The 21,286-nt window shown below is 65.0% G+C and carries 23 protein-coding genes; 4 read left to right on the plus strand and 19 right to left on the minus strand.

What is annotated here, in order from left to right; genetic code table 11:
* Window positions 1-17 precede the first annotated feature (17 nt).
* Window positions 18-1,331, plus strand: coding sequence for an AI-2E family transporter (locus tag ACTHQS_RS12715; protein ID WP_440169376.1), 1,314 nt, complete (start codon window positions 18-20; stop codon window positions 1,329-1,331).
* 18 nt (window positions 1,332-1,349) lie between these two features.
* Here the strand turns inward: ACTHQS_RS12715 and ACTHQS_RS12720 are convergent, their stop codons facing one another.
* Window positions 1,350-2,147, minus strand: coding sequence for an alpha/beta hydrolase (locus ACTHQS_RS12720; RefSeq protein ID WP_440169378.1), 798 nt, complete (start codon window positions 2,145-2,147; stop codon window positions 1,350-1,352).
* A gap of 45 nt (window positions 2,148-2,192) precedes the next feature.
* On the minus strand, window positions 2,193-2,546 hold the full coding sequence (locus tag ACTHQS_RS12725; protein WP_440169380.1) for an ATP/GTP-binding protein: 354 nt from the start codon (window positions 2,544-2,546) through the stop codon (window positions 2,193-2,195).
* Window positions 2,547-2,662: 116 nt separating this feature from the next.
* Between ACTHQS_RS12725 and nucS the strand changes: the two genes are divergently transcribed.
* Both nucS and ACTHQS_RS12735 read left to right on the plus strand, forming a co-directional pair.
* The gene (nucS, locus tag ACTHQS_RS12730; protein ID WP_387558902.1) at window positions 2,663-3,358 is read left to right on the plus strand and encodes an endonuclease NucS; all 696 of its coding nucleotides are present in this window, start codon (window positions 2,663-2,665) and stop codon (window positions 3,356-3,358) included.
* 305 nt (window positions 3,359-3,663) lie between these two features.
* Entirely contained in the window at window positions 3,664-3,867 is a 204-nt protein-coding gene (locus ACTHQS_RS12735; protein ID WP_011692441.1) for a cold-shock protein, read from the plus strand.
* A gap of 142 nt (window positions 3,868-4,009) precedes the next feature.
* Here the strand turns inward: ACTHQS_RS12735 and ACTHQS_RS12740 are convergent, their stop codons facing one another.
* From ACTHQS_RS12740 to ACTHQS_RS12805, 14 genes are all read right to left on the minus strand, one after another.
* A complete protein-coding gene (locus ACTHQS_RS12740; RefSeq protein WP_440169608.1) occupies window positions 4,010-6,580 on the minus strand; it encodes a bifunctional lysylphosphatidylglycerol flippase/synthetase MprF in 2,571 nt (856 codons plus the stop codon).
* A gap of 32 nt (window positions 6,581-6,612) precedes the next feature.
* Complete coding sequence (locus ACTHQS_RS12745) at window positions 6,613-7,941, minus strand: alpha/beta hydrolase (RefSeq protein WP_440169384.1); 1,329 nt, start codon at window positions 7,939-7,941, stop codon at window positions 6,613-6,615.
* A 5-nt stretch (window positions 7,942-7,946) separates the two neighbouring features.
* Window positions 7,947-8,378 carry a DUF2550 domain-containing protein gene (locus ACTHQS_RS12750; RefSeq protein ID WP_440169386.1) on the minus strand — a complete coding sequence of 144 codons (432 nt, stop codon included), beginning with the start codon at window positions 8,376-8,378 and terminating at the stop codon, window positions 7,947-7,949.
* A gap of 10 nt (window positions 8,379-8,388) precedes the next feature.
* Window positions 8,389-8,673 (minus strand): F0F1 ATP synthase subunit epsilon, encoded by a 285-nt coding sequence (locus tag ACTHQS_RS12755; RefSeq protein ID WP_018760117.1) that lies wholly within the window; start codon window positions 8,671-8,673, stop codon window positions 8,389-8,391.
* Window position 8,674: 1 nt separating this feature from the next.
* A complete protein-coding gene (gene atpD, locus ACTHQS_RS12760) occupies window positions 8,675-10,129 on the minus strand; it encodes a F0F1 ATP synthase subunit beta (RefSeq protein ID WP_110541032.1) in 1,455 nt (484 codons plus the stop codon).
* 82 nt (window positions 10,130-10,211) lie between these two features.
* Window positions 10,212-11,102, minus strand: a complete 891-nt coding sequence (locus tag ACTHQS_RS12765; RefSeq protein WP_307425892.1) for a F0F1 ATP synthase subunit gamma — start codon at window positions 11,100-11,102, stop codon at window positions 10,212-10,214.
* Window positions 11,103-11,173: 71 nt separating this feature from the next.
* Entirely contained in the window at window positions 11,174-12,811 is a 1,638-nt protein-coding gene (gene atpA / locus ACTHQS_RS12770) for a F0F1 ATP synthase subunit alpha (protein WP_440169389.1), read from the minus strand.
* A gap of 78 nt (window positions 12,812-12,889) precedes the next feature.
* Complete coding sequence (locus tag ACTHQS_RS12775) at window positions 12,890-13,717, minus strand: F0F1 ATP synthase subunit delta (protein ID WP_440169391.1); 828 nt, start codon at window positions 13,715-13,717, stop codon at window positions 12,890-12,892.
* A complete protein-coding gene (locus ACTHQS_RS12780; protein ID WP_440169393.1) occupies window positions 13,717-14,268 on the minus strand; it encodes a F0F1 ATP synthase subunit B in 552 nt (183 codons plus the stop codon). Before ACTHQS_RS12780 ends, ACTHQS_RS12775 begins: the two co-directional genes overlap by 1 nt.
* Before the next feature lie 54 nt (window positions 14,269-14,322).
* Window positions 14,323-14,541: an ATP synthase F0 subunit C gene (gene atpE / locus ACTHQS_RS12785; RefSeq protein ID WP_003804776.1), complete on the minus strand. Its 219-nt coding sequence runs from the start codon at window positions 14,539-14,541 to the stop codon at window positions 14,323-14,325.
* Window positions 14,542-14,651: 110 nt separating this feature from the next.
* Complete coding sequence (gene atpB / locus ACTHQS_RS12790) at window positions 14,652-15,452, minus strand: F0F1 ATP synthase subunit A (protein ID WP_440169395.1); 801 nt, start codon at window positions 15,450-15,452, stop codon at window positions 14,652-14,654.
* An 81-nt stretch (window positions 15,453-15,533) separates the two neighbouring features.
* Window positions 15,534-15,872, minus strand: a complete 339-nt coding sequence (locus ACTHQS_RS12795) for an AtpZ/AtpI family protein (protein WP_440169397.1) — start codon at window positions 15,870-15,872, stop codon at window positions 15,534-15,536.
* Window positions 15,865-16,347, minus strand: coding sequence for a hypothetical protein (locus tag ACTHQS_RS12800; RefSeq protein WP_440169400.1), 483 nt, complete (start codon window positions 16,345-16,347; stop codon window positions 15,865-15,867). Before ACTHQS_RS12800 ends, ACTHQS_RS12795 begins: the two co-directional genes overlap by 8 nt.
* 110 nt (window positions 16,348-16,457) lie before the next feature.
* Window positions 16,458-17,570 (minus strand): MraY family glycosyltransferase, encoded by a 1,113-nt coding sequence (locus ACTHQS_RS12805; protein WP_440169402.1) that lies wholly within the window; start codon window positions 17,568-17,570, stop codon window positions 16,458-16,460.
* A 289-nt stretch (window positions 17,571-17,859) separates the two neighbouring features.
* On the opposite strand from ACTHQS_RS12805, the gene ACTHQS_RS12810 reads away from it, so the two are divergent.
* The gene (locus ACTHQS_RS12810; protein WP_440169405.1) at window positions 17,860-18,756 is read left to right on the plus strand and encodes a glycosyltransferase; all 897 of its coding nucleotides are present in this window, start codon (window positions 17,860-17,862) and stop codon (window positions 18,754-18,756) included.
* A 48-nt stretch (window positions 18,757-18,804) separates the two neighbouring features.
* On the opposite strand, the gene ACTHQS_RS12815 is transcribed toward ACTHQS_RS12810, so the two are convergent.
* The 3 genes from ACTHQS_RS12815 to prmC are packed head-to-tail and all read right to left on the minus strand — an operon-like array spanning window position 18,805 to window position 21,286.
* Complete coding sequence (locus ACTHQS_RS12815; RefSeq protein WP_440169408.1) at window positions 18,805-19,572, minus strand: WecB/TagA/CpsF family glycosyltransferase; 768 nt, start codon at window positions 19,570-19,572, stop codon at window positions 18,805-18,807.
* Window positions 19,572-20,390, minus strand: coding sequence for an L-threonylcarbamoyladenylate synthase (locus tag ACTHQS_RS12820; RefSeq protein ID WP_440169410.1), 819 nt, complete (start codon window positions 20,388-20,390; stop codon window positions 19,572-19,574). The genes ACTHQS_RS12815 and ACTHQS_RS12820 overlap by 1 nt, the downstream gene beginning before the upstream one ends.
* The gene (prmC, locus tag ACTHQS_RS12825; protein WP_440169413.1) at window positions 20,387-21,286 is read right to left on the minus strand and encodes a peptide chain release factor N(5)-glutamine methyltransferase; all 900 of its coding nucleotides are present in this window, start codon (window positions 21,284-21,286) and stop codon (window positions 20,387-20,389) included. The genes ACTHQS_RS12820 and prmC overlap by 4 nt, the downstream gene beginning before the upstream one ends.

Consider the following 21,286-nt stretch of genomic DNA (forward strand, 5'->3'; position numbering starts at 1 on the left):
ACAGGCCCCCACAACCATTGACTGACAAGACGGACCCGTCCTCGGCTGCAACCGGTAATACAGGGGATCCCAGGGGCCCTGTCCCTGCCGCCGTTCCTCCGCTCGGCATGGCGGCACGCCGCGGGGGTTCAGCCGCTGCAGCCCTTGGCCACGTGGTCCGCCGGCTTCGGCAGCCCCTGCCCGGCGCGCAGCCCCGGCTTCGCTTCGAGATGCCGCCGGAATATACCGGCCAGGTCCCGGAGGGGGACCACGACGAGGGGGAGGAGCCGCAGTTCGGCCATCCGGGTCCCCGGATGTCCCCGCAGCACCCGCTGTACATGGGCTTCATGGGCACCGTGGGCGTGGGACTGGCGCTGCTGGTCTACTGGATCGGCTCCCACACCACGCAGCTGCTGCTGTGGATCGTGGCGGCGCTGTTCATTGCCCTGGGCCTGGAGCCGGTGGTGGGCTGGCTCGAAAACCGGAAGATCCCCCGGCCCGCCGGCATTCTGGTCTCGGTGGCGGTCCTGATGGGGGCCGTGGTCGGTTTCTTCGCCACCCTCATTCCAACCATCGTCGAACAGGTCTCCGAGATCGTGCGGCAGGCGCCCGACTGGGTGCGCAGCTTCATGGATTCGGACCTCTTCCGGAGCCTCGACGACCAGTTCGGGGTGCGGGACCGCATCACCGAGGAACTGAACAAGTTCGTCAACGACCCCGCCGCAATGGGCGGCATTTTCGGGGGTGTGGTGGGCTTCGGATCCACGGTGGCCAACGGCCTCTTCGGCGCCCTGATCGTTTTGGTGCTGAGCCTGTACTTCCTGGCGGCGCTGCCGGCCATGAAGAGGTGGGGCTACCGCCTGGCCCCGCGCTCCCGGCGGAAGCGGGTGGCTGCCCTCTCGGAGGAGATCACGCGCTCGGTAGGAAACTATGTGATCGGCCAGGCCTGCGTGGCCCTGCTCAACGCCACCTTCGCCTTCGTGGTGATGTCCATTGTGGGCATACCCTTCGCGCTGCTCCTGGCCTTCGTGGTGGTCCTGCTTGCCTTCATACCCCTGGTGGGCGGCATGATCGCAGGCATCGTGGTTACCCTCGTGTCCCTCACCGAGGGCTGGCAGGTGGCGGCCATCTACGCCATCTGCTACTTCGCCTACCTGCAGTTCGAGGCATACTTCATCTCACCGCGCATCATGCAGAAGGCCGTGGCCGTGCCGGGTGCGGTGGCGGTGATTTCCGTCATTGCCGGCGGCAGCCTGCTGGGTGTGCTGGGGGCCCTAATCGCCATCCCCACGGCGGCCGCCGTCCTGCTCCTGGTCCGGGAGATCTACATCGCCCGGCAGGACCAGCACTAGGCTCGCGGCCAGGCAGCCCTAGGCTCCTGCGGCCGCCGCCGGCCCGTCCCATTCCTGCGGCAGCTCCCCACGCGCCGGGTCGGGGCTGACCTGGGCCACAATCTCGTTCAGGGCCCGGGCCGCGTACTTCTCCCCCACCCACAGGTGCTTGGCCCCTGCCACACCCACCACGCGGGCCTGCGGCACCAGGCTGAAGCGGTCGGCGGCTTCGGCCGGCTGCAGGAAGTCGTCATGCTCCGGGACCAGGACGGTGAGCGGCTTGCCGGATTCCGCCCACAGCTGCAGGTGCTTGTCCGTGGCACGGTGCAGCGGGGGCGACAGCAGCACGGCGCCCTCGACCTGCCCGGCCACAGGCTCCACCGCACCGTACATCAGGGCCAGCTCGGTCCCGAACGACCAGCCCACCAGCCAGCGGTTGGGCAGGCCCCGTTCGACGGCGAAACGGACGGCTGCCTCCACGTCGTAGCGCTCCCCCACCCCTTCTTCAAAGGCGCCGGTGCTGGTGCCGCGGGGGGAGGCGGTGCCCCTGGTGTTGAAGCGCAGCACCGCGATGCCCGCCAGCGCCGGCAGCCTGTACGAGGCCTTCCGGTAGACGTGGGAGTCCATGAAGCCGCCATGCGTGGGCAGCGGGTGGAGCGTGATCAGCGTGGCCTTCACAGGGCCCGACTCAGGCAGCGCCAGCTCCCCCACCAGCCTGTGGCCGTCCTCCGTCTGCAGCTCGATGTTTTCGCGCCGGGCAGGCAGGACGGTGGAGGCGCGGATGGGAGCGGGGCCCTGGGCTTGGGTGAATTCGTACGACGCCGGATCAAAAGTCATGCCTGCCAGCTTAGCGACAGCGGAGGTTCTCCTGCCCGCGGAAGGTCAGCGGTACCGGTAGCTGCGCGTCATCCAGCAGTTGGTGTGCCAGTGCCGGCGCTCCGCCAGGCCGGCAGCCGCCCCAAAGAGGTGGTCGTCCTTCCAGACCACCAGGTGCGCGATCCCTGGCAGGACGGCGGTGGAGCACTCCGGGCAGATGTAGGTCTTTTCGGCATTCTTCGCGGTCATCGTCCGGACCATCCACTCGCCGTCGGGGGCGCTTTCACGGCGGGCGATGCCGGCCCGTGCGCGTTCAAGGTCCAGCTCGGGAACGTCCGCATTCCCCTTCCGTCCAGCGCCCCGGCCGGAAACGGGGCCCTTGCCTGAAGCAGGACGGCGGGGTCGGTTGGAACGCGGCATGTATCCATTCTGCCCCAGCCGGTCCGCCCGCCCACGCCGCGGGGGGGGTGCCCCGGCGCCCCACCCGGTCCGACGTCGGGCACGGCCTGGGTGGCCCACGCGATAGTCTGTACGGCGTGCGACTCGTCATAGCCCATTGCTCCGTTGATTACGTTGGCCGGCTCAAGGCCCACCTCCCCCTGGCCACCCGGCTCCTGCTGGTGAAGGCGGACGGCTCCGTGCTGGTGCACTCCGACGGCGGCTCCTACAAGCCGCTGAACTGGATGAGTCCCCCGGCAACCCTGCGCGTTTCGTCCCCCGACGAAGTGGACCTCGAACTGGGCGTGGTGGAGCAGTGGACCGTGCAGTCAGCCAAGACCGATGACCGGCTCATCATCAACATCCACGAGAAGGTCAGCGAGTCCTCCCACGACCTCGGCGTGGACCCCGGGCTGATCAAGGACGGCGTGGAAGCCGACCTGCAGCGGCTGCTGGCCGAGCAGATTGAGACGCTGGGCCAGGGCTACTCCCTGATCAGGCGCGAGTACTTCACCGCCATCGGCCCGGTGGACATCCTGGCCCGGGACGCCGACGGCGCCACCGTGGCCATTGAGCTCAAACGCCGCGGGGACATCGATGGTGTGGAGCAACTGACCCGGTACCTGGAACTGCTCAACCGCGACCCCCTGCTGGCACCCGTCCGCGGCATCTTCGCGGCCCAGCAGATCAAGCCGCAGGCCAAGGTTCTGGCCAACGACCGCGGGATCGACTGCGTCACCCTGGACTACGACGCCATGCGCGGAGTGGACGACAGCGAATCCCGGCTCTTCTAGAAATTCCCTTTGTTGCTTGGGGCACCTAATTTCCCCCTTTCAGGGGCCGCCATCCAGGTCATCTGGTTTTTACCTAAATTTTTTCCTTTTTGCTGTTCGGGCCGTTGACCTGCGGGAACGGGCATGAAATTCTTATCTCAGTCTTTGTGTAGGTGTTTTTCATGCTCGCAAGACAAGTTGCGAGCGCGAAGCTCCTGCAGCGCCAGTCCTTTTCGGGCAAGGCAAACCAGGATTCTTCTCGCGGAGTGACCAAGGGCGGCACGAGGTGTGCCGGTCTTAAAAAGTTCCATAATGAGGAGAAATAAATGGCACAGGGAACCGTGAAGTGGTTCAACGCTGAAAAGGGCTTCGGCTTCATCACCCCGGACGACTCCGATGGCGATGTCTTCGTTCACTACTCCGAGATCCAGACCGGTGGCTTCAAGACCCTCGACGAGAACCAGCGCGTTCAGTTCGAAATCGGCCAGGGCGCCAAGGGCCCCCAGGCTACGGGCGTAACTCTGGTCTAGTACCTGCGCGGCCGCTTACGGCGGCTGTCAGCAAAGCAAATGATCCCCGGCGAAATTGCCGGGGATCATTTGCTTTTGCCAATAAGTACAACTTTTTCTTCAATGCCTTTCCCTAACGAGGGACTGCGCGGCTAATGCCTCCTCAGGTCACCAGTTTGCGGACCAGCCGGGCACCTTGCGCCAGCGACAGCCCGGGCAGGTAGGCGCGGGTCAGCGCCCTCCCGATGGCAGGCAGGTGCAGCGGGTCCTGGTAGTACAGGTAAAGGGCCCGGTACTCAGGCTTGAACCGGGACTTGAACGCTGCCAGGGAGCGGAAGCCGTAGACGGGCTCAAGCGCGTGCCCCACGAGGTCCAGGATCCGCACGAGGTTCTGCGCGCCCTCATCGGTGGCGGTTGCGTCTTCCTCCTCTTCGGCCCCACCGGCTTCGTCCGCGGAGCCCGCGCCTTCCGGACCCTGCCCAGGCTGGCCCTCGGGACGGCTGGCAAGGGGCGAGCCGGACAGGGAGATCATGTCCACGGAATCACGCAGCTCGAGGACAGCGGAGGCGATCAGGAACTCCATCACCCCCGGGAATCCCTCACTGCCCCGGCGCATGACGTCCAGCGTCCGGCTGACCAGCCGCCCGCCGTCGTACACCGGAAGCCAGCTGGTCACGCCGTGGACCGCACCATTGCCGTCAACGGCCAGGCAGCACAGGACCTCCTCGTCGTCGAGCTCGTCCACTCCCCCAAGCGTGAAGCCCATTTCGGGAACCGATTTGCCGGCCGCCCATTCCTCGGATACTTCGTTCAGCCGGGACCGGAGTGCTGCCGGCAGGGAATGGTAGGAGCCCCAGACGGCATGAACCCCCAGCTTGGCGGCGCGGTTCAGTGCCGTCCTGACGTTCTGCCATTCCTTACCCTTGAACTCCAGCTCGTTCAGGGCCAGCCGGGTTTCCTGGGCCACGGCCACCCGGGAAAAGCCGCGTTCCCTCAGTGCCGGCCACAAGGTGTCATCGCAGGAATACAGTGCGGGAATGAGCGCCTGGCTGCGGCAGTAGTCCAGGAACCCCTCCGTCACGCCCTGCTCCGCCGTGCGGTCACCAATGGCCCCGCCCAGGGTCAGGGCCACCGTCCCGTGCTGCTGGAAGGCCATGGCCCCCGCCCCGTCCGGGCTGAACCAGTAGGTGTTGGGCTCCCACAACGCCATCCATGACAGCGGGCCGCCGCCCTGGTGGAGCAGCTGCCGGGCGCGGTCCCGGTCCTGCCGCCCAAAGTTCAGGCCATGGTGCCGCCCCACGAGCACCCACCACACGGCCACCAGGGCCACGAGCCAGAACACCGGGCCCGAGTAAGCGAACAGCAGGGCTTCCGCACTGTCCCGTTCCGGGAAGGCCCGGCGGAAATGCTGCGGTATGGGCACCGGAACATACTGCCGCGCCAACTCCGCGAAAAGGCCCAGCAGCCCGCCGTCCCGGGCCAGGCCGCCGGACCAGAACCAGGCCACCGTATAGGAACTGGCCAGGACAAGCCATGTTCCGCAGACCACTGCCCCGAGGGTGCGCCGTGCACCGGGGCGGGTCTGTACACGGAACTGCCGGCGGTTGAGCCACAGGACCACCGCCAGCAGCAGCGGGACGACCACGAGCGGAAGGACGTGGGCGAACGCAGAGGACAGCGGCGTTGCGTGCGTGCCCTGGAGGCGTGAGGGAACAAGGGCGAACAGGGCAAGGTAGACCGCCGCCAGGGCCGTCACGGCCAGCTGGATGGCCAGTGCGATGTTCAGTGCCAGCCGGCGGCCCCGGCGCATGCCGTCCGCGCAGATCAGCAGCAGGATGACCGGCACCACTGCCAGCGCCAGGCCGAAGGGTCCGGCAAACCCTGCCCTTCCCGTCTCCAGGCAGGAGGCGTCAACGGTGGCACCGCAGTTGAAGACGAGCTGGCTGAGGGTTGGCATCGGGCTCAGCACGACGTCGCGCAGCAGGGCCAGCGGGCCGGTGGGCGCGCGCGTGATTCCGGTCAGGATGGGTCCTACGGCGAACACGGCAACGGTGAGGGCCAGGAGGTTCCTGGTCTCGCGTCCGGTGGACCGGTGGCGATGGAGCCGCCCCTGGTCCCCCTGGATCCACCAGCCGGCCAGGAGGCCCAGGAGCGCGCCGATGAGGCCGATGACCGTCTCGGCATGACCGACGTAGAGGACCAGCAGGATCGAGATGGACAACACCGCGGTGCGCAGCCGCCGCTGCCACAGCAGGGTGATCCGGGCACTCGCGGCAAGGCCGGCGGTCAGCACGGGGGCATAGGGGCCGATAAGGCGGTCATCAACCATCCTGTCCAGCCAGCCGTCACCCACGTAGCCCGCCAGCTGGGTCACCAGGAGGAACACGGTGACGGCAGCAAACTGGCCGCCAAAGAACAGGCCGACGGCGGCCCGGCGGCCCAGCTTGCGCTCGGCGAGTCCGAGCAGCAGGACAATCATCAGTGACGCGGCGAGGTAGGCCAGCGGATTGGTGGCGAAAAAAAGACTGGTGAACAGGGACCACCACCGCCCGTGGCGCAAGCCGGGCCCGCTGACGGAGGCGAGTCCCAGGAGTTGTTCCGGCGGTCCGTCCAGGAAGCTCCCGGTCAGGGCGGCGGCTGCCAGGAAGGCAACAACGACGCCCAGCGTGAAGGGCATGGATTTCAGCGTTCCAAGCGCCTGCTGGACTGCCGGGCGCCCGACGGCGGCCCACATCAGGACGACGGTGCGGTCCGGATGCCGGGTGCTCACCACTGCAGGCCCCACTGCTTGCCAAGGAACTGCAGTGCGTCCGCAAAGCGCTTGGACGAGGTGTCCCACGAGTGGCCGGTGTGCTCCACCTCGTGTGCCTGCACGGTAAAGCCCGCATTCTCTGCCGCGGCAGCCAAGGTATGGAGGTTCCCCACGAACTCCGGATCGTTTTGGCCTGCAGTCAGGTACATGCCGCTGGACTCAAACCGTTGGTGTTTCATGATCTCCAGTGGAGTCTGCTTGATGAATTCCCCGGGATTTCCGGGGAAGGCGGCGTCAATGGTCTTCTGCCGTTCCTTGGCAATGGCGGGCTCGGCCTCGCTGGAAAATCCCAGCACATCAGCGTAGACGTCCGGATGCCGGGTACCCATCTGCACCGCGCAGGTGCCGCCGAAGGAGAAGCCTCCGATGGCCCAATGGCTGTGGTTGGTGTCCACCGCAAGTGTGGTACTGATCCAGCGTGGCACGTCCTGGGACAGGTAGGTGTCTGCGTTGGCGATCCGGCTGTCCATGCACATGGTGTTGGCGGGCTGGGATCCGTTGGGGTCAGGGATGACCACCACCGGGGCTACTCCCCCGTGTTCGGCGGCAAAGGAATCCATGTGGCCACGGATTGCGCCGCCCGTGAGCCAGTCCGCCGGGCCGCCGGGTTGCCCGGCCACCAGGACCAGCACCGGCAGGGCAGGCCGGTTGGCGGCAAAGTAGGCCGGCGGCAGGTAGATAAAGGCATCACGCGTGGTCATCCCGGAGGCCGGCCCCGGGATTGCCGACTTCCGCAGTTCGCCTCCGGCCGGCAACTCCCCCTCCGGCTTCCAGCCCCGGAGAGGGACGCCGTCCGATTCGCCCGGGTGCCGCATGAGGTCCTGCTCAAGTGCCGGAATACGTGCCAGCGCGGTGCCCAAGAGGTCGCTTACCGTCCTGTTCAGGCCAAAGTAGGCGTTGATCTGGATTGCTGACAGCAGGACCACCAGCAGCGCCGCAAGGATCCCCCCGCCGCGGCCACCCCAGCTTGTCCTGGGCAGCCGGAGCAGGCCCAGGATGACAGCCGCGACGCCTGGGACCAGCCACAGCAGTACGGGATCCGGCAGGTCCTCCGGAAAGACAGTGAAGATGTTGATGAGGGCCCAGTGCACCGTGGCCACCAGCGCAAAGGCCGCGGCGGCTGCAATGATGATGCGCAGCACCCAGGCCCGGGCCCGGTGCGCGGGGGCCATGGAGGCGCGCCAGGGCGGCACCAGGAGATAGGCTGCGCCGCCCGCTCCCAACACCAGGACAGTTCCGTATAGCGGGCCGTCCGTGAGCCGGATGTCTGAAAACCAGTCCACGTTGGCTAGCGCCAGGTCCCCACGCCGATGACCGGTCCCGCTTCCAGCCAGGATGAAAGACCTGTGTAGGCGTCGAACTTCATGGCGAAGTGCAGGTCCTGCCCCTCGTACCGGAGTTCGACGATCACCACGTCCGGCTGGACCTTCACGGCCTCGGCTTCCGTGGGTTTCCGGCGGCCCAGCAGCTCCAGGGAACTGCGTTTGAAAGTGTACTTGGGGCGGACGCTCAGGGAGATGAGCCTGAACCATTCAAGGTCATTGTCCTGATAACGACAAACCCCCATCTGCCAGCTGTTTCCAGCTACGCAAATGGAGGCGTCCACCGTGCCGAGGGCACGCCGCAGGTTGAAGCGGCGCACCCCCGAAAGGCACAGTGCAAAAATCAGCAATCCGAACGTGATTGCCAGTGCGATGAACGAAATACCCGGTGCGTCCATCAAGGTCGTGCTAGCGGATCCCAGCGGTAGCCGAGCCGCCCAGCTGGGCGTTGTCAGCAACGATGACCACGCGGTTGTTGTCCACGGAGAAGAACCCACCGTCCACATCTACCGCAATACGGTCCCCGGATACCGGCTGGATTGCCAGCTCACCCTCGGCCAGGATCGCCAGCAGGGGCGAGTGGCCGGGCAGGATTCCGATTTCACCATCGCTGGTGCGGGCCTTGACCATCTTGGCCGCTCCGGACCACACGAAGTGGTCCGCTGCGACAATCTCAACCTCAAGCTCAGCCATATTACTTGGTCTGTTCCTGGATCTTGGCCCACTGGCGCTCTACGTCATCGAGGCCGCCGACGTTGAAGAACGCCTGCTCTGCGATGTGGTCGAGTTCGCCGTCGCAGATGGCAGCGAAGCCTTCAACGGTGTCCTTGATGGAAACCGTGGAGCCTTCGACACCGGTGAACTGCTTGGCGGTGTAGGTGTTCTGCGACAGGAACTGCTGGATACGGCGTGCACGCGACACGACGATCTTGTCTTCCTCGGAGAGTTCATCGACACCGAGGATGGCGATGATGTCCTGGAGTTCCTTGTTCTTCTGCAGGATCTGCTTCACACGGACGGCCGTGTTGTAGTGATCCTTGCCGATGTACTGGGGATCCAGGATTCGCGAGGTGGACGTCAGCGGGTCAACGGCCGGGTACAGACCACGGGAGGCAATTTCACGGGAAAGTTCCGTGGTGGCATCCAGGTGTGCGAAGGTCGTGGCCGGAGCCGGGTCAGTGTAGTCATCTGCGGGTACGTAGATGGCCTGCATCGAGGTGATGGAGTGGCCCTTGGTGGAGGTGATGCGCTCCTGCAGGAGACCCATCTCGTCCGCCAGGTTGGGCTGGTAGCCCACGGCCGAAGGCATGCGGCCCAGCAGGGTGGAAACCTCAGAGCCTGCCTGGGTGAAGCGGAAGATGTTGTCGATGAACAGCAGCACGTCCTGGTTCTGCACATCGCGGAAGTACTCCGCCATGGTCAGTGCGGACAGGGCCACGCGCAGGCGCGTTCCCGGCGGCTCATCCATCTGGCCGAATACAAGGGCGGTGTCCTTGAGGACGCCTGCCTCTTCCATTTCAACCCAGAGGTCGTTGCCCTCACGGGTACGCTCGCCAACACCGGCGAACACGGAAGTACCACCGAAGTTGCGGGCAACACGGGTGATCATTTCCTGGATCAGAACAGTCTTGCCCACGCCGGCGCCGCCGAAGAGGCCGATCTTTCCACCCTTGATGTACGGGGTGAGGAGGTCGATGACCTTGATGCCGGTCTCCAGCATCTCGGTGGAACCTTCGAGCGAAGCGAAGCTGGGGGCCTTGCGGTGGATGGGCCAGCGTTCGCTGACGTCCAGCTCCGACTCGGCAACGTCCAGGGGCTGGCCCAGGACGTTGAAGATGTGGCCCTTGACACCGTCGCCGACGGGAACGGAGATCGGGGCGCCGGTGTCAATAACGCCGGTGCCGCGGACCAGGCCGTCGGTTGCCTGCAGCGAGATTGCACGGATGAGGTTGTCGCCGAGATGCAGCGCAACTTCGAAGGTGATGGTCTTGGTTTCACCGTTGAGAGTGATCTCGGTGGTGAGGGCGTTATAGATCGACGGGATTGCGTCAGCCGGGAATTCGACGTCGACAACCGGGCCGATTACGCGCGCAATACGGCCGGTTGCACCGGACGTTGCGGCTACGTGTTCGGTAGCAGTGGCAGTCATCTCTCTCACTTCATTCAGTAGATGGCGTGGGGTTAAGTCTATCTGTGGTGGTGCTGGTTCCGCGGTACCGGGCTGCTGGAGGCTACGACGCGAGGGCGTCGGCACCTGCAACAATCTCGGAAAGCTCCTGCGTAATTTCGGCCTGGCGGGCCGTGTTGCGCAGGCGCGTGTACTTCTTGATCAGGTCCGTTGCGTTGTCGCCTGCGGACTTCATCGCGCGCTGGCGGGCTGCAAGCTCGGACGCCGCCGCCTGCAGCATGGCTGCAAAGATCCGCGATTCGATGTAGCGCGGCAGGAGCGCGTCAAGGACACGCTCCGTTTCCGGCTCGAACTCGTACAGCGGCAGGAGGTCCGATTCAGAGGCAGCCTGCTCTTCCACTACTTCAAGCGGGAGCAGGCGGATGACGGTCGGTTCCTGGGTGACCATGGACTTGAAACGGGTGTAGACAACGTGGATTTCATCCACGCCGCCCTCTTCGAAGTCGGTCGCGAATTCTGCCAACAGCGCTTCGCCGATTTCACGGGCGGTCGCGAACTCCGGAGCGTCGGTTCCGCCGGTCCAGACCCGCGCGTATTCGCGGTTCCGGAATTCGAAGTAGGCCTGGGCCTTCCGGCCCACGAGGTAGGTTTTGACTTCCTTGCCTTCAGCGTGGAGCAGCTCGAAGAGACCTTCCGCCTGCTTGAGCACACCGGCGGAGTAGGAACCTGCCAGGCCGCGGTCCGAGGTAATTACCAGGACGGCGGCACGGCGGATCTGCTCCGGCTCAGTGGTCAGCGGGTGGTCGATTTCGCTTTGGCTTGCGACAGCAGAAACGGCGCGCGTGATCGCGTTCGCGTAAGGCAGTGAAGCTGCTACGCGCGCACGGGCCTTCCCGATGCGCGAGGTAGCGATCAGTTCCATCGCCTTGAAGATCTTGCGCATCGACGTGGTCGAGCTGATCTTCTGGCGGTAGACCCGGATCTGGGCTCCCATACTTATCCTTTCCTAACATTCCGTAGCCGGGTGTGCCGGACCCTGGGGGCGGCACACCCGGCTATGCGGAACTAGCGCTTCTGCTTGACGATCTTTTCCTGGTCGACTTCGCCCTCGGAGATAGCGTCATGCTCCTCGTGGCCGGCGCCTACCAGGTGGTTGTCACCCTCGCCGAAGAAGCCCTTCTTGAAGTCCACGATCGAGGACTTCAAGGCGGCAACGGTGTCGTCGTCCAGCACGTTGGTTTGGGCCAGCGTGGTCAGGATCGAGGACTTGTGGCGCAGGTGCTCCAGGAATTCAGCCTCGAAGCGGCTGATGTCCTCGACGGGAACGTCATCCAGGTAGCCGTTGGTGCCGGCCCAGATGGAGACGACCTGGTCCTCGACCGGGAACGGCGAGTACTGGCCCTGCTTGAGCAGTTCCATCAGGCGGGCGCCACGGGTCAGCTGCTGGCGGGATGCGGCGTCCAGGTCGGATGCGAACATCGCGAAGGCCTGCATGTCGCGGTACTGGGCGAGGTCCAGCTTCAAGGTACCGGAGACCTTCTTCATGGACTTCACCTGGGCGGCACCGCCAACGCGGGACACCGAGACACCCACGTCAACAGCGGGGCGCTGGTTGGCGTTGAAGAGGTCCGACTGCAGGAAGATCTGGCCGTCGGTGATGGAGATGACGTTGGTCGGGATGTAGGCGGACACGTCGTTCGCCTTGGTCTCGATCAACGGCAGCCCCGTCATGGAACCGGCACCGAGCTCGTCGGAGAGCTTGGCACAACGCTCCAGCAGGCGGGAGTGCAGGTAGAAGACGTCGCCCGGGTAGGCTTCGCGTCCCGGCGGGCGGCGGAGCAGCAGGGACACGGCGCGGTATGCCTCGGCCTGCTTGGACAGGTCGTCGAACACGATCAGGACGTGCTTGCCGCCGTACATCCAGTGCTGGCCGATGGCCGAGCCTGCGTACGGCGCCAGGTACTTGAAGCCTGCGGGGTCGGAGGCGGGAGAGGCCACGATGGTGGTGTACTCCAGCGCGCCGTTGTCCTCGAGGGTCTGGCGGATGGCGGCAATGGTGGACGCCTTCTGGCCGATGGCGACGTAGATGCAGCGGACCTGCTTCTTGACATCACCCGAAGCCCAGTTGGCCTTCTGGTTGATGATGGTGTCGATCGCGATGGCGGACTTGCCGGTCTGGCGGTCGCCAATGATCAGCTGGCGCTGGCCGCGGCCGATCGGGATCATCGCGTCGATGGCCTTCAGGCCAGTCTGCATCGGCTCGTGGACCGACTTGCGCTGGGTCACGCCGGGCGCCTGGAGTTCCAGGGCACGGGTGGTCTCAGCCTTGATCTCGCCAAGGTCGTCCATGGGCTGGCCCAAGGGGTCAACCACTCGGCCGAGGAAGGCGTCGCCGACCGGAACGGACAGAACCTGTCCGGTGCGGTGCACTTCCTGGCCTTCTTCGATGCCCTGGAAGTCACCGAGGATAATGACACCGATCTCGCGGACGTCAAGGTTCTGGGCCAGGCCCAGAGTGCCGTCCTCAAAGCGAAGAAGCTCGTTCGCCATGACCGAGGGAAGGCCCTCAACACGGGCGATGCCGTCACCTGCGGTCGTTACACGGCCAACCTCTACGCGCTCTGCGTTTCCGGGTTCGTAGGACGCCGCGAACTCGTTCAACGCATTACGGACGTCGTCGGCGTTGATGGTCAATTCGGCCATCTGCAGTCCCTGCTCTCCTGTTTGTGATCACCGCAAACGGTGACCGGGGTTTCTATCAGTTTGGTTATGCTCGTCCGGCTAGCCGGCCAGCTGGCGTTGCAGTTCGCCCAGCCGGGTAAGAACCGAAGCGTCGAGCACTTCGTCACCCACCTGGACGCGGATTCCGCCAATGAGCGACGGGTCAACGTTCATGTTGACCTTCAGTTCCCGCCCGTACAGTGCATTCAGGCCCGCCTGGAGGCGTGCCAGCTGCGTCTGCGACAAGGGTCGGGTTACGCTGACCGTTGCAATCCAGCGCTGCTGCCGCTTGGCTGCCAGTTCGGCGAAGCGTTCCACAAGCCGGGTGGGCTTGATTCCCCGAGGCTCGCTGACTGCCTGCGTAATGAGGACTTTGGCTTCCTCACTGACGCCCGGCACCAGCTTCCCGGCAAGGGTAGCCTTCACTGCGGCACTTGCCTGCGGTTCGGACAGAGCACGTTGTACCTCGTGGCTGGAGGCAACAGCCTGGTTGAAGGAGAACAGATCGTTCTCCAGCTCTTCCAGGCCGGTGATTCCGGAGGCAGAAACGGCCGACTTGTTTTCAGCAACGGAAATGACCACCGTTGCGGCAAGAGTCTCGAGTGCATCGCCGATGTCACGCGCCGATGCCCAGCGTGAGCTGGCCAGTCCGGCCGCGATCTCAGCAGCATCAGCGGAGACTTTTCCGCCAACCAGCTGCCTCACCAGCGCCGACTTTTCGTCACCGCTGCGGGAGGGGTCAGTCAGGGCACGGCGCAAGCCAGCCGAGCTGTCCACCATTCCCAGGATTCCGAAGAGTTCCTTTGCCAGCTGCAGCGACGCCGTGGGAAGCTTCGCTTCCAAAGCGGCAAGGGCTGTTGCCAGCGATTCGCTCGATACGCCTGCCATTACTTAGCTGCACCTGCGTTCTGGGTCTCCAGATCTGCCAGGAAACGGTCCACTACCCGTGCCGCGCGTGCGTCGTCCTCGAGGGACTCGCCCACGATGCGGCCGGCAAGGGTGGTGGCCAGGGTGCCCACCTCGGAGCGCAGGGACACCACGGCCGCCTGGCGCTCGGATTCGATCTGTGCGTGGGCCTGTGCGGTGATGCGGGCAGACTCTGCTGCCGCCTTCTCCTTGAGATCCGCGAGGATCTGGGCACCTTCGGCGCGGGCTTCCTCACGGATGCGGTTGGCTTCGGTGCGGGCGTCGGTCAGCTGCTGCTTGTACTCTTCGAGTGCAGCAGACGCCTCAGCCTGGGCCTTTTCAGCCTTGGCGATGCCGCCTTCGATGGCCTCGGCACGCTCTGCGAAGGTCTTCTCGAACATCGGGACAACAAACTTGACCACGATGAAGAAGAGGATGGCAAAGCCCACGAAGACAACCAGCATTTCCCAGCCATTGGGAACAAGGGGGTTGACGTCGCCTTCAGCGGCGGCTGAGATGATCAGCTGATGCATATTTCACCCGTCCTTATCTACTCGGTTCTGAATGTTCGCTGAAGTTCTGAAGGTTTACTTGAGAACGAAAGCGAAGACCAGGCCCAGGATGGCGAGTGCTTCTGTCAGCGCCAGGCCAAGGAATGCGATCGGCTGCAGGACGCGCTGGGCTTCCGGCTGGCGTGCGACGCCGTTGATGTAGGCAGCGAACACGAGACCCACACCGATACCACCGCCGATAGCCGAGAGGCCATAGCCGATGAGGTTGAGGGAGCCGTTGATGGAGCCTTCCATTTTTTTTCCTTTCAAGATGCCACTTATGTGGCAGGTTGTTTGGGTTGCTTCATCCCCGCAAGGGGAAGACTGTTATGTGCCGCCGGAGCGTGCTGCCCCGGACGGCGTGCCTAGTGGCTGTCGGCGTGCAGTGCGCCTTCGATGTAGATCGCGGTCAGCAGTGTAAAGACGTAGGCCTGCAGGACCATGATCAGGGCTTCAAGCATGTACATGGCGATGGCACCGGCAAGAACCAGGATGGAGGTTCCCTTCAACAGGAAGTTCTCCTGCATGATGAGGTACTCGATGCCGGAGCCGGCGATCATCACGATCAGGTGGCCGGCGAGCATAGTCGCGAACAGACGGAGGCTGTGCGTGACGGGCCGGACAACGAAGTTGGAGATGATTTCGATCGGAATCACGATCGGCAGGATGTACCACGGCACCCCAGAGGGGACGGTGGCCAGCTTGAAGTAGCGCAGGCCGTTCTTCTTGACGCCGATGGCGATCCAGGTGATGTAGACCAGGCCGGCCAGCACGTACGCTCCACCCACGTGCGAGAACGTGGGGAGCTGGAACACCGGAATGGCGCCGTAGATGTTGTTGACCAGGATGAAGAAGAACAGGCTGAACAGCAGGGGGACGTACTTGATGAAGTCCCTGCCGCCGATGATGTCCTTGGCAATGCCGTTGCGGACGAAGCCGTACGCGGCTTCGCCTGCGAACTGGAGCTTGCCGGGTACCAGCTGCTGCTTGCGTGCGGCGAGCACGAAGAAGACGGCGATAAAGACGACAGAGAGGAGGACCAGCAGCATCTGCTTGGAGAATCCTTCTGCGGCACCCCACGGCAGAATTGCCGGCAAATGCATATCGTTAATACCAGGAGGAGTAAACTCTCCTGAATCTTGGGCCGGGAGCGCAAGCGCGATCAACGCGTTTCCTCTCTGCAGTGTCCATCATTGGGCGTTGGGCGGGGTCCGGCAGCCTGACAGCCTGCTGTTCCCCCTGTGAAATTATTTGGCATTATCTTCTCCGTCCTGGGACGGTGCGCTGGGAGCATGGCGCCCATCAGCAATTTTGCGGGAACTGGTGAGGCCATGCATGTGGGAAAGGTAGAAACCTCCGACGGCTCCAAGCAGAGCGCCTGCGAGCACAATCCAGCGCGTTCCCCACAGATAATCCAGCCCCCACCCTATCAAACTCCAGACGATGATTCCGCCAATGATGTAGCTGAATACAGCCATTCCGGCGTTGTAGCCGCCATCGTTGGACGCGTCGGAAGATGCCGGTGTGGAGCCGTTTGAGCCGCGCTTGCCGCGTGCGCCGCCCGGAGTCTTCTTCGGATCACGCATCGGGGGCTCCCCTGTCTTCTGGATCGTTGTAGATCTGGAGGCGGGCCCTGCTGAAGCCTTGGATCTCCGCGGCCTGCCACAAGACCACTGCCACAACGGCACCGATGACGAACCAGCGGCCATGGAGCCATTCCGGAGCACCGATGACGAACAGGACAACGGCAAAGCCCACCACCTTGATGAAGTAGGTGGCCACGAACATCCCGATCGCACCCGAGGGGTTGCGGCGCCCCACGAAGTGCCCCACCAGCAGGCTGATGCCAAAGAACAGCATCACCAGCAGGCCACCAAGGAAACTTGATACCGCCCCGGTTGCCCCGTTGAGGAGGCCGGCCGGGATTGCGCTCAGCACAAGTCCGGCCGTGGCGGCAATCGAGCTGCGTTTCAGCAGGTTGAGCCAGAGCGAATGGGTGGGACCGGACGTACCAACGGGTCCATTGCCGGACGCAGGTCCGGACTCGGCGTTGGAGGGCATGCGATCCAATCGTCGGCACCACATGGCAGATCGCCAGGAGGCAGGGGGTGGAGTGGCAGCTTGGGCTGCCCCTGAATTCTACACGAGATAGAAATAATTCAGAACCGCCGTTACGCCGTGGTTTCCCCGTTGCCGCGGGACAGGTACGGCCAGGCGGTCACCAGTCCCATGACCAGTGTGGCGAAGATGTCCACGGCGAGCACGATGTGCCAGGGGAAGACGGCGAACGCCAGGCCGCCGAAGGACAGGACGGCGGTCCACAGGTACATCAGGATCACCGCGGTGCGGTGCGAATAGCCAATGTCCAGCAGCTTGTGGTGCAGGTGTCCGCGGTCCGCGGACCAGGGCGACCGTCCGCGGGCTGTCCGGCGGACGACGGCCAGCCCCAGGTCCAGCAGTGGGAGGAAGAGGACCGCGAAGGGAAGCAGGATGGGAATGATCGTGGAGATACCGTTGGCCCGGTCGTAGAGGCCGGAGGTGATCTGCCCCGTGGACACCACACCGGCCGAAGCCATGAGGAGTCCGATCAGCATGGCACCGGAGTCGCCCATGAAGATCTTCGAGGGAAAAAAGTTGTGCGGCAGGAAGCCCAGGCAGCCGCCCACCAGCACAGCCGTAATGAGGGTTGCCAGGTCCGAATAGTCCAGCAGCACCGCGTTCCGGTGTACCCAGTAGGCGGTGACGAAGAACGCCGTGCCGCCGATGATGGCGACGCCCGCCGCGAGGCCGTCCAGTCCGTCAATGAAATTGAAGGCATTCATGGTGGTGACGATCAATCCGGCCGTCAGCACTATCCGCAGGGTTCCGTCCTGGAGGTAGATAGGTTCCGGCACCCAGGGGACGATGGTCATCTGGACACCCCAACTGGCTACTGTGAGTCCGGCTGCGCTCTGGCCGATCAGTTTCACCCACCACCGAATGTCCAGCAGGTCGTCCGCCACGCCCACCAGGACGATCACCGCGGCTCCTGCCAGGACACCCCAGGGTGAGAAATTGTTGCGGTAGATGTCCTTGACGAAGAAGGACTGGCTGGCAACAACCAGCGCCACCATGACGCCCAGGAAGATCGCCACGCCGCCCAGCCTGGACACCGGCGTGGAATGCATGTCGCGGCTGCGGATGGGCAGGTGCAGCTCAAGGCGGTGGCCAACGACGCGGGCACCCCAGGTCGCTGCGTAGGAGACGATGGCGGCGGTGAGCCCCATCAGCAGGTACATGATCATGGGACGGCAACCGCAACAGGAGTGGTGGTGCCGCAGCCCCTCAGCTGCAGGGGCAGCGGGTTTTGGGTGGATGGGCTCACGGGCCGGGAATCTGTTCTTCGATAAATGAAACTTCTCCGTCGCCGAGCGCGCAGCAGGCAGTGCGCACAGACTTACGCGCAGGGCCTTACAGGGCTGTATTACAGTGGACTCTAGTCAAAGATACTAGTGCCACCGGCACCATGGCTCCGCGCCACACGGGCGCATAACAGGCGGGGAACTCCCTGGCAGCCATGCTGAAAGGACCCCCATGACCTCCCGCATTGCGGTTGCCGCCGTAACTTTCGACCGGCCCAAGGAATTGTCCGTCCTGCTGGATTCCATCAACGCCCAGAGCCGGCACGTGGACACGATTTGCCTGGTGGACAGCGGCAGCACCCCTGCTGCGGACGTGGCGGCGGCGCACCCCAACGTGGACTATGTCCGCTCCGAAGCAAACCTGGGCGGCGCCGGCGGGTTTGCGCTGGCCGCACTCAAGGCAGTGGCCAGCGGTGCGCGCTGGATCTGGATGATGGACGACGACGCCGAGCCGGCCGACCCGGAATGCCTCGCCACGCTGCTTCGTGAGGCTGAGGCACGCGGCCTGGAGGCGGTGGTCCCTTTGGTCACGGCGCCCGGCCATCCCGACCGGCTGTCCTTCTTCTTCCGGCTTGACGGCAAGGTCACGCACGACCGGGCCGAGGTGGAGAAACTTGGCTTCCTGCCGGATGACGGCCACTTCTTCAACGGTGCGCTGATCCGCTCCGACGTGTTCTTCAAGGTGGGCCTGCCGGACATGCGCCTGTTCATCCGGGGCGACGAGGTTGATTTCACCATCCGGCTGCGCAAGGCCGGGATCCGCTTCGGCACGGTCACCACTACCGCCATCACGCACCCGCACGCCTTCGGTGAAACGCAGCACGTCTACGGCGCCCGCTGGCACGTGATCGTTCCGGACTCCGCCTTCAAGCGCTACTACTATTACCGGAACCGCGGCTACCTCATCCGCCGGTATTTCCGGGTGCGCTCATTGGTGGCCGACGTCGGCGGCTACCTGGGTTATTTCCTGCAGCGCCGGGACCTTCCGGGCTTCCTGGGGTGGGCGCGGTCGTTCACTGCCGGCCTGCGCGGCAAGGGCTTCGCTCCACTGGAAGACCAGAAGTTCTAGGCACACGCTGCCGCTGTCTACCGCGCCCCCGCGGTTCTGCGGCAGCGTTTATTTTTCCAGCCGCGGCTTTCTGAGCCTCCTGGCGGCCAGGAGCCACAGCAGGACCCAGGGCTCTCCCAGCACGCGGTAGGCCACACGGCGGGGATGCAGGAGCAGGCGCCATGCCCACTCCAGGCCCATCCTGCCAAGCCACCGGGGCGCAAGCTTCTGGACCCCCGCCAACTGCTCGATGGCACCGCCCACAGCGCAGTACACAGCAGGCGGCATGTCAGCCAACCGGCGCTGCAGCACGTCCTCCTGGAGCGGCATGCCCAGGCCAAGCAGGACCAACTGCGGCTGTTCACGGTGCAGCCAGGCAATGGCTGCCTCCTCCAGGTCAGGGCCCCATCCCTCGCCGGGAAAGCCGGAGACGCGGGCGCCTGGAACAATGTCCTTCAGCCTGTTGACAGCCCCTGCGTTAGCTTCCGTTCCGGCGCCGATCACGGCAATCCGTTCAAGGCCGCAGACCTGGTCCAGTGCCGGGAGCCAGTCCGTGGAACCCAGCCGGTAATCCATGACCGGGCCTTCGGCGTTGCCGGTCCTCCCCCACAGCCACAGCACGGGCGCGCCGTCCAGGAGCACCACGTCACTGTCCTCGTACAGGCGCCGGAATCCGTCGTCGGACAGGGTGAGGGTGACGCTGTGCAGGTTGTGGCCCAGGACGGTACGGGTGGATCCTTCCGCCACGAAGCTGCTCAGCTCCGCCACCAGGTCGGGGACCCGCAGCGGAGTGGCGTGGACGTCCAGGACGGGAATCTGCTGGCGGTCCAGCGCCATCAAGGCTGCTGGTTCCCGGCCGGCGTCGTGGCTTCCGCGGCCGGGCCTGTCACAGCGGACGACCCGGACCCGGACGCGCCGGGTGCGGCCCCGCCGTCGTCCGTCGCATCCCCCGCAGCAGCCTGCTCTGGTGCGGGCTCCTCCTCAGCCATGGGGATTTCTCCCAGGCCCAGGACACCCGGAACGTGCTCGCGGAGCTGGTCCAGGCTCACTGCGCCGTTGCGCACCACGCGCAGGAGGGGGCCGGTGGCGTCCACAATGGTGGACGGCACCCCGGCTTCACCCTCCAAGGGGCGCTGGCCGCCTTCAAGGTAAACCTCCACGGAATCAGCCAGCTGTTCCCGGGCGGCAGCGGCAGTCTGGGCCGGAGCGTGGCCGGTGCGGTTGGCGGACGACACGGCGAGGGGGCCGGTCAAGGTCAGCAGTTCCAGGGCGACTTCGTCGGCAGGCATCCGCAGCGCCACGGTCCCCTTGGTTTCGCCGAGGTCCCAGTCCAGGGACGGCTGCGCATGCAGGATCAGCGTCAAGCCGCCGGGCCAGAAGGCCTCAGCGAGTGCGCGGGCATCCGCAGACACGTCAGTGGCCAGGCCGTCCAGGGCATTGATGCGCGGAATCAGGACGGGCGGCGGCATGGTGCGGCTGCGCCCCTTGGATACCAGCAGCATGGTGACGGCCTGCGGGGAGAACGCGTCTGCGCCGATGCCGTAAACCGTGTCGGTGGGGAGCACGACGCACTTCTTTTCGCTGATGGCACGCTGGGCGTCCTCGAGCCCCCGGGCCCGCTCGTCGTCGATGGTGCAGTCATAAGTTGTGGTCACTGGCCCATTCTTTCATTCCGTATGGCCTGGTCCGCGAGCACGGCACTGGTGGCGCGCTCCTTGCCGTTCAGGTCCAGGTGCGTGGTGACGGCCGTCCAGGTTCCGGCCCTGGAGAGCATGGCGGCAATCCAGCCTGCCTGGACTTCCGCGTGTTCCATGACGAAGTAGCCCCCGGGCCGCAGCAGCCGGGCAGCGGAAGCCGCTGCCGCCGTCGGAAGTTCCATGCCGTCCGCTCCGCCGCCGTATAGAGCCTCCGGCGGATCATGCAGGGCTACTTCGGGTTCGTTGGGGATGGCTTCGGCCGGGATGTACGGCGGGTTGGAAATCACGACGTCGACTGTCCCGTTGAGTTCGCCGAAAGCGTCGCGCAGGTCCCCCAGGATGAGGTTGACCCCCAGCGGCGCCAGGTTTTTCGTCGCCCAGGCGTGGGCGAACGGGCTGTACTCGACCGCGTGCACTTCTGCGCCGGGGACCTCGTGCGCGATGGAACCCGCGATGGCACCGGATCCCGTCCCGAGGTCCACGATGCGGGGGTGCTGCATCCCCTTGACGTGGTCGATGGCCAGCTGGACCACGGACTCTGTCTCCGGACGCGGGATGAACACTCCCGGGCCTACGGCCAGCTCCAGGTAACGGAAATGCGCCACTCCGGTGATGTGCTGCAGCGGAATGCGGCGGGCACGTTCGGCAACGAGTTCCGCGTAGCCCGGCGGTACAGGAGTATCGCCGAGCATCAGAGAGCGCAGGCGTCCCAATCCGACGTTGAGCAGGTGTTCCGCCAGGAGCTCCGCGTCGGTCCGGGGGCTGGGGACACCGGCCTCAGCCAGGAGTGCGGCAGCCTCACGGACGGCCGCACCGAGTGTCTGGGCGGGCGCCGCGGAGGTGGGCTCGGTCAT

This window comes from Arthrobacter sp. SAFR-044 (assembly GCF_051965175.1).
Classification (GTDB): domain Bacteria; phylum Actinomycetota; class Actinomycetes; order Actinomycetales; family Micrococcaceae; genus Arthrobacter.

What these genes read in the sequence shown, in the direction of transcription:
- ACTHQS_RS12720 (WP_440169378.1), bottom strand. Translation starts at nt 2,147, where the DNA reads ATGACTTTTGATCCGGCGTCGTACGAATTCACCCAAGCCCAGGGCCCC.
- ACTHQS_RS12725 (WP_440169380.1), bottom strand. Translation starts at nt 2,546, where the DNA reads ATGCCGCGTTCCAACCGACCCCGCCGTCCTGCTTCAGGCAAGGGCCCC.
- ACTHQS_RS12735 (WP_011692441.1), top strand. Translation starts at nt 3,664, where the DNA reads ATGGCACAGGGAACCGTGAAGTGGTTCAACGCTGAAAAGGGCTTCGGC.
- ACTHQS_RS12740 (WP_440169608.1), bottom strand. Translation starts at nt 6,580, where the DNA reads ATGTGGGCCGCCGTCGGGCGCCCGGCAGTCCAGCAGGCGCTTGGAACG.
- ACTHQS_RS12750 (WP_440169386.1), bottom strand. Translation starts at nt 8,378, where the DNA reads ATGGACGCACCGGGTATTTCGTTCATCGCACTGGCAATCACGTTCGGA.
- ACTHQS_RS12755 (WP_018760117.1), bottom strand. Translation starts at nt 8,673, where the DNA reads ATGGCTGAGCTTGAGGTTGAGATTGTCGCAGCGGACCACTTCGTGTGG.
- atpD (WP_110541032.1), bottom strand. Translation starts at nt 10,129, where the DNA reads ATGACTGCCACTGCTACCGAACACGTAGCCGCAACGTCCGGTGCAACC.
- ACTHQS_RS12765 (WP_307425892.1), bottom strand. Translation starts at nt 11,102, where the DNA reads ATGGGAGCCCAGATCCGGGTCTACCGCCAGAAGATCAGCTCGACCACG.
- atpA (WP_440169389.1), bottom strand. Translation starts at nt 12,811, where the DNA reads ATGGCCGAATTGACCATCAACGCCGACGACGTCCGTAATGCGTTGAAC.
- ACTHQS_RS12775 (WP_440169391.1), bottom strand. Translation starts at nt 13,717, where the DNA reads ATGGCAGGCGTATCGAGCGAATCGCTGGCAACAGCCCTTGCCGCTTTG.
- ACTHQS_RS12780 (WP_440169393.1), bottom strand. Translation starts at nt 14,268, where the DNA reads ATGCATCAGCTGATCATCTCAGCCGCCGCTGAAGGCGACGTCAACCCC.
- atpE (WP_003804776.1), bottom strand. Translation starts at nt 14,541, where the DNA reads ATGGAAGGCTCCATCAACGGCTCCCTCAACCTCATCGGCTATGGCCTC.
- ACTHQS_RS12795 (WP_440169397.1), bottom strand. Translation starts at nt 15,872, where the DNA reads ATGCGTGATCCGAAGAAGACTCCGGGCGGCGCACGCGGCAAGCGCGGC.
- ACTHQS_RS12800 (WP_440169400.1), bottom strand. Translation starts at nt 16,347, where the DNA reads ATGCCCTCCAACGCCGAGTCCGGACCTGCGTCCGGCAATGGACCCGTT.
- ACTHQS_RS12805 (WP_440169402.1), bottom strand. Translation starts at nt 17,570, where the DNA reads ATGATCATGTACCTGCTGATGGGGCTCACCGCCGCCATCGTCTCCTAC.
- ACTHQS_RS12810 (WP_440169405.1), top strand. Translation starts at nt 17,860, where the DNA reads ATGACCTCCCGCATTGCGGTTGCCGCCGTAACTTTCGACCGGCCCAAG.
- ACTHQS_RS12815 (WP_440169408.1), bottom strand. Translation starts at nt 19,572, where the DNA reads ATGGCGCTGGACCGCCAGCAGATTCCCGTCCTGGACGTCCACGCCACT.
- prmC (WP_440169413.1), bottom strand. Translation starts at nt 21,286, where the DNA reads ATGACCGAGCCCACCTCCGCGGCGCCCGCCCAGACACTCGGTGCGGCC.